The sequence below is a fragment of the uncultured Methanobrevibacter sp. genome (genome assembly GCF_902801725.1).
In the GTDB taxonomy this organism is placed as follows: domain Archaea; phylum Methanobacteriota; class Methanobacteria; order Methanobacteriales; family Methanobacteriaceae; genus Methanocatella.
On record NZ_CADCJB010000007.1, the window covers coordinates 63,756 to 70,559 of the forward strand.

5 protein-coding genes are annotated in these 6,804 nt (G+C 32.4%); 1 reads left to right on the forward strand and 4 read right to left on the reverse strand.

Annotated features, from left to right (window positions below):
- Window positions 1-54: 54 nt before the first annotated feature.
- A complete protein-coding gene (locus tag QZV68_RS02450; RefSeq protein ID WP_296878243.1) occupies window positions 55-1,338 on the reverse strand; it encodes a Mur ligase family protein in 1,284 nt (427 codons plus the stop codon).
- Window positions 1,339-1,455: 117 nt separating this feature from the next.
- Here QZV68_RS02450 and QZV68_RS02455 point away from each other — a divergent pair, with 117 nt between their 5' ends.
- A complete protein-coding gene (locus QZV68_RS02455; RefSeq protein ID WP_296878244.1) occupies window positions 1,456-1,851 on the forward strand; it encodes a nuclease in 396 nt (131 codons plus the stop codon).
- Between the two features lie 25 nt (window positions 1,852-1,876).
- Here QZV68_RS02455 and QZV68_RS02460 read toward each other — a convergent pair whose 3' ends face one another.
- The 3 genes from QZV68_RS02460 to QZV68_RS02470 form a co-directional block, all read right to left on the reverse strand.
- Window positions 1,877-4,624, reverse strand: coding sequence for an AAA family ATPase (locus QZV68_RS02460; RefSeq protein WP_296878245.1), 2,748 nt, complete (start codon window positions 4,622-4,624; stop codon window positions 1,877-1,879).
- Entirely contained in the window at window positions 4,621-5,856 is a 1,236-nt protein-coding gene (locus QZV68_RS02465) for a DNA repair exonuclease (RefSeq protein WP_296878246.1), read from the reverse strand. Before QZV68_RS02465 ends, QZV68_RS02460 begins: the two co-directional genes overlap by 4 nt.
- Window positions 5,857-6,393: 537 nt before the next feature.
- Window positions 6,394-6,558 (reverse strand): hypothetical protein, encoded by a 165-nt coding sequence (locus tag QZV68_RS02470; protein WP_296878247.1) that lies wholly within the window; start codon window positions 6,556-6,558, stop codon window positions 6,394-6,396.
- Window positions 6,559-6,804 lie beyond the last annotated feature (246 nt).

The window sequence follows — 6,804 nt, forward strand, 5'->3', positions numbered from 1 at the left end:
AAATTAAATAACATTACTTTTTATATTTTACATAATATATATACATTGTCCTTTTTATGACAATTTTTCAGAAATTAATTTAATTCTTTCTTGAATGTCAATTATGACATCCTGCCCGTTGCCCCCTATGAGAATTGCATCCTCATGAGAATATTCGGCAACAAGTTCTATAATCTCATCAAGAGAATTGACTGTGATGATATTCCCTTCATAACCTAAAGAATTTAATCTATAAATAGCAATATCCAGCGTGTCATCAAGGCCAGGGAACAGGACTATTACTTCGGGATTATAATCAACTGCAACATCCAAAATGTCCAGCCTGTGCTCTTCATTGTGGCGAGGGGTGCCGATAAATAGAGCATAAAAATCTCTTTCAGACAGTATTGAAGCCAAAGCATCTGAATTGTCAGTTTTTCCAACATAAATGGATGCATCATTAATTTTATAGACATCCAATCTTCCCTGAACTGCCTTGAAGTTGAAAAGAGTATCTCTAATAATGTCTTTCGGTACCTTCAACTCCCTTGAAATTGCAGTAGCCAAACCAGCATTAAGCAAATTAAATTTACCGAAAACCTGCAGTTCATCCTGGTATTCAAAATAGGGAATGTATTTGTTTGCTGATTCTTTGAAATCACTATTGAAATCCTGATTAAAAGCAGTGAATATTGTTTTGCCTTCAAAAAATCTAACTAAAGAGTTTTTATAATTTGCTATGGTCTTGTGAACATCCATATGATCATTGCCTATGTTTGTAAGACCAATATAGTCGAAATCAAAGCAATATCTGCAGAAGTCAAGGGTCATATCACAAACTTCAACAAGCAATACATCATAGTCCCCTTCATCTGCTTCCAAAATTAAATCATAGTAACCTGAAAATCCGCCACCACCATTTCCTCCAACTAAAACTTTTTTTCCTGCATTTTCCAAAATATTCTTCAGCATATGAACAGTGGTGGTTTTTCCGTTTGTTCCTGTAATTCCAATTGTGAATATGTCCTTGTGCCCTGTTACAACATCACTCAACAAATCTCCGTCTTCAAGCAATCTTTCAGCAAATGCTCCTCCAAACATGCTTGGACTAATAGCTATTGCATCGCATTGCTCAATAGCATATGAATTTGTAAATCCCAGGTCGACAGTCAAATTATCTCCAACAATTGAAACGGTCTGTTCGCCATCCAACATATTCATAGATAAGCGAGGTAAATTTAAACCGGATAAATCAACATTAATATTCAAATCAGTAGCATAAACTTCCCATCCATGATTTAAAAGAGAAGTTACTGCTTTTTTTCCTTCAACACCCAATCCAATAACAGCAGCCTTCATAAAAATTTCCTTGTATAAATAGTTCTATACATTACATAACTACTTTAAAACTAATAAATATTTTGTAAAACAAATTCTTTTATATAATAATAAGTATAATAAAAGCAAGGTGATAAAATGTTTGAAGATGAAAAAGACGATAAAATTTACAATCTCATCATAAGCAACGGTTTTGACAAAAATCAGGAATATGCACAATTCACAGAAAAATTATTCTCAAAAGTTGACTTTTTATGGAAAGAATCAATATCCGGAGATTACTCCATTGCAGGAGAGGAATTTTATAAAAAAGTCGACGGAATCATATTGTTAGCAGGACTTTACAACGACAACAAGGAAGTTTTTGAAAGTCTTCTGAACGCTGGCGAAAAGTACAGCATTCCAATCATATTAGTCAGGCCATACGGACTGGAAGAAGTTCCTGAAATCCTTGAAGAAAAAGCGGCAACCATTGTCGGATGGAATGCGAACTGCATTGTTGATGCCATCAAAAATGCCCATGAAACTATGTAAAAAAAAAATAAAAGAGTAATGATATTTACATCATGACTTTTGAAATACCATTTTCTTTATCAACTTTTATTATATTGTCAGCAGCATTTTCAAGCTGACTTTCATGAGTAACAATAATCATTTGAGGCAATAGGGACATGTCTTTTAATAAGTTAATTAATTCATGTCTTCTGGAGCTATCCAAATGAATTGTTGGCTCATCCAATAATATTGTATCCAATTCGCCTTTGGAAATCGCTTGGGTGATACCCAATCTTAAGGCCAATGCAATAGCTATTTTTTCACCGCCACTAACCATAGTCATTGAAGATTCACCTTCAGGACCATAGACAGTAACGTTATATTCATCATCCAAAGTCAAATCGGAATAGTTGAAGTTGAATTCATTAAAGAATTCTTTTGTGTGTTTCTGGATTAAAGGTCTTGAAATATTTCTTAAATCCTTCTGAACACCATTTTTGCCGTACAATCCTCTGATGTTTTTCAGCATCATAATATAATTTTCCAGGTTGTCATACTCTTTTTTAAACCTGTCGGCGGTAACGATTTTTTCATTTAGCTCTTTTATATATGATATTGATTCACGTGCCTGACCCTTAATTTCTGAAAGTTCACTGTTAAAGGTATTCTGACGTCTTTCATATAGTTCTGAGCGATAAATGATTTGTTCGTATTTATCCTTATCATACAAAGATGCGTCAATTTTGTTTTGAATGATATCTATTTGATTTCTAGAAACACCAATGTCTTCCTTAATAGAATCAAGTTGAGTTATCAAAGATTTTTTATTCTGAACAAAACCTTTAAGCTGATTAAATTCTTCATTTTTCTTTTTCAAATCATCAATGCGGTCTTTAAGTTCAACAGTGCTGATTTCACCGCTAAGGTGAGGATCCTGATTGATAGCCAACTTAATGTTTGTAACATGATTGTCAATTTCATTATCAACTTGGTTTAACTTGTATTGAGCTTCAGTTTCACTGCCCAGAACCTCCAAAGCACCTTGAGCTTGAACATATTCATCATATGATTCCTTATAACTTTCCTTAGCTTCTCTTTCTCGGGCAATGACAAGTATAAGCTCTCCCAATTTATCAGTGATGTACTCTTTAGATTCAAGATTTTCATCTATTTCATTCAATTTGACCAATTCACCTTCAAGATGAACGAATTTCTGTTTATATTCCACGATGCGTTTAGATAATTCCTGAAGTTTGGATTGCTTATCTTCGAAACTTTCCTTATTTTTTTCAAATAATTGTATGTCCTCTTCAGCTTCTAAAATCAATTTCTCATTTTCACTGATTGTTGACTCATATCCTTCGATTAAATGCTTTTTCTGATCTAAGCTAATGTCTGACTGACAGACAGGACATTTATTATCTGCTTCATCCAATTCTTTTAAAGGTTTCTGAGCTGATTTGATATTCTGCTTATATTCAACCAGATTTTCCTTTTTAGAAACAATATCCTCAGATAATTTCTCGATATTTTCAGAAACTTCACTGATATAATTGTTTGTAACTTTTTCGATGTCGTTGAAGTTATCGACATCTGCCAATATATCCTGTGACATGCCGTAATCTGACAATTTATCTTTTGCCCTTGAGAAGAATTCTTCAATGTCATTTCTTTCGCTTTCAATTTTCAAAAGCAGTTCTTTTTTATCTTTTTCCAACTTGGCTGCTGTGGCCAGTTGTTTTTCAAGATTGATTTTTTGATTATTCAGTTTATTGATTTCTTCATCAGATGCCAGAAACTTATTATATTCCTCTTTTTTATCTTTAATGATTTCCTTTTGAGCGGATATTGAGTCAAGTTTATTGTTGATTTCGATTTCCTGCTCTTTTAATGTTTGAATGCTGGAAACAGACTTTTCAAAGTCAAGATAAACATCCAATTTTGAAACATACTTATCCAGTCTGGTAATTTGTTCTTCAGCATCATTAATCTTATCGAGATTGTCCTGAACCATTCTTTTATCTTCTTCCAGTTTGGATAATGTTTTTTCCTCATTTTCAAGATTATTAACTTGAGTTTCATAAATTTCCTTTTCTCTTTCCATATTCCTTTTACTTTCGGAAATGTCCTTGAGGGACTTGGTCACATCCTCTATTTGTTCTTCAAGTTCATGGCCCCTATCCTTAAGAGCATCCAGTTCCGCTTTTCTTTTAGAATATTCTTCTTTTAATTCTTCAGAATTGTATAATTTACCCTTAAGTTCAGCCAATTGATTTTCATAAACATTGATAAAAGGCAATAAGTTTTTCCATGCCTTTTCCAAAGAATCAATACCCAGCAATTTTGCAATTAATTCTTTTTTGTCTGCAGGAGTCTTATCTACCAAATCTGCAATTTCACCCTGCCTGATGTATATTGCATTAAGGAATAAATCTGAATCAATGTCCAGGATTTGTCTAATTTCATTAGCCACTTCTTTATCGCCTGTGCAAATGTGTACAAATCCGCCATCATTTGAAGTTTTCTTGTATATTGAAGATTTCAACATTGATTTTTTTTCACGGATAATTTTGTATTCCCTATTATTTGAGCTGAATTCCAGTTCAACAGTCATTGAATCTGCATTATTGCGAACCAAATCATCGATTTTTTTAGCTGTGTGTTGTTTAAATAAAGCAAAACTGATTGCTTCTAAAATTGTGGATTTACCAGCACCATTTTCACCCACAATAACACTGATTCCTTTTTCAAAATTGATTACAGTGTTTTGATGAGATTTGAAGTTGATTAACTTTAATTTTGTGAAAATCATTCTAAAACCTCCTTAAATGTAACTTGAACATTCGGTTTTTCATCTGATTTATCTTCGATTTCTTCAATATCCATTTCCACATCTTCGATTTCAACATGGTAATGATCGTCGAAGAACTGTTTCAATATGTCTTCTGATTCTTCGATTTTATCCTTTGACAAGTAATGATATAAATCAAGACCTAATCTGGTAACAGATTCTTCACCATAACTATCCAACTGTTCTTTTAAAAGTTCATCGGGACCTAATGAATCTGTCTGATTGATTATAACATCCAAATCATCTTCACCGGCCATATTAAATGTAGGTCTAATCATAAGGGACAGGTCACCAAGTTCCTCCTTAATCATCTCATAAACTCTGTTGGTGTCTGATTCCACATTGTTAATATTCAAATCCAAAATCGGTTTTTTATCGAATCCTTGAATTGTCTCTTTTAAACCTGAAATTCCACTTTCAAGATTAGAGTAATCAAGTGATCTTTCAATGAATGTACGTGCTATATCCACTTTAACCCTTTTAACAACAGGTTTTGGACCTTCGAAGTCAACAATTACAAAACCTTTACCGTTTTCCTTATAATCCTTCAGTTCATTAGTTTTCCAAACTTCACTGGAACCCGGATAGACCAATTTTCCTTTTCCAAAATTATCATTGATATAATTATGAATGTGACCCAATGCATAATAATTGAAATTATCCGGCAAATCTCCAATTTCAAGTTCGAAATTCGGTCCAAAGTATTTGTCTATACCCTGATGCAATACCAGGATAGATTTATCATGATTGGCTGCCTTTTTAGATAAATCAGCCAATTTGGATTTCAAATTTTTAACTTGGGATGACGGATAAAACGGCAGTCCCGCAATGAAAATATCTCCATGCATATAAGATGTATTGATAGGGCTGATTACTTTTAAACCTAACTTTTTAAAGATAACCTGAGGCGGGATAGAGTCATTACGCATTACAATATCATGGTTTCCTGCTATTGCATACATAGGAATTCCAGCACCTTTAAGCTTAAGCAATCCTTTCTGAAAGGTTAAAAGAGCTATCGGAGATGGTCTTGCGGTTTCAAATAGGTCTCCACTATGAATTACAAAGTCCACTTTTTCTTCAATTATATTATCTATAATCTTTTCAAACACTTCATAAAAGTCTTTTTCACGTTCAATTAAACCAAATTGACGATAACCCAAATGAGTGTCTGCTAAATGTGCAAATTTCATTATATTACCTTTTATTGTCAATTGTATATAACCAATTTAAACACTTAATCAAAGTATTTAACAAATAATATTATCTTTTATTAAATATTTAATGGTTTGCTAAGAGAGCATTTGAAAAGTAAAAAATAGGTTATTGATGGAAATATTGATTTTCAAATGAAAAGTGATATGATTAAACTCTTAAAATTTAATCATATCCCTCAAATCATAACTTTAATAGGAAAAAATAGAACAATGCATCTACTTTAAAAAATTTCTTCAAAAAGAGATTTAATCATGATTCGAATGAAGAATTGTTCAATAGAAAAAAAATAATGGATTAATAATTATAACATATCTCCTGTTGTCTAGGTTAGTAAAAAAATATGCTAAAAATTACCTCTTTTTCAGACATTATTCTTTTAACTAATCATCATATTAGAAAAACTTACGTATACCAGTCAACTAGTATAACTGGAACATGCAAAAACACAAACTTTTCCAAATTTAACTGCACCATAAGCAATACTTTAACTTATTCCAGATACTGTTAAGCTGCTACCAACTATTTTCCATATCGATCATTACCTTTTCAGCAACACCACTTGAGATTAATGTCAACCCCTCATCAAATGCAACTTTATATTCTTTCACGATATTTGCTTCTTCACTAATATTATCTGCTTCAGCTTGCCTATTCCGACCCAATTTTTCATAGTCCATATCTATACCTGCTAAGCCATGTTGATCAATCTCTTCTAATACAGTAAACAGTAATGCATGTGTTTTTTGCCGCATTTCAAGCAGGACTGTGGATTTACTTCAATATCAACATTTTGGCATCTATGTCTATTTCAATCTTGTCCTCGAGGGGAACGATAATTTCCTTTTTATCATATTCAACTTCATACTCATCAGATATGTTAGTAATTATTTGTTTTAAAAGACCTATAGTTAGAATTGCCATAA

Bases quoted from the DNA above. Each gene is read 5' to 3' on its own strand.
- QZV68_RS02450 (WP_296878243.1), bottom strand. From the start codon at position 1,338: ATGAAGGCTGCTGTTATTGGATTGGGTGTTGAAGGAAAAAAAGCAGTA.
- QZV68_RS02455 (WP_296878244.1), top strand. From the start codon at position 1,456: ATGTTTGAAGATGAAAAAGACGATAAAATTTACAATCTCATCATAAGC.
- QZV68_RS02460 (WP_296878245.1), bottom strand. From the start codon at position 4,624: ATGATTTTCACAAAATTAAAGTTAATCAACTTCAAATCTCATCAAAAC.
- QZV68_RS02465 (WP_296878246.1), bottom strand. From the start codon at position 5,856: ATGAAATTTGCACATTTAGCAGACACTCATTTGGGTTATCGTCAATTT.
- QZV68_RS02470 (WP_296878247.1), bottom strand. From the start codon at position 6,558: ATGGACTATGAAAAATTGGGTCGGAATAGGCAAGCTGAAGCAGATAAT.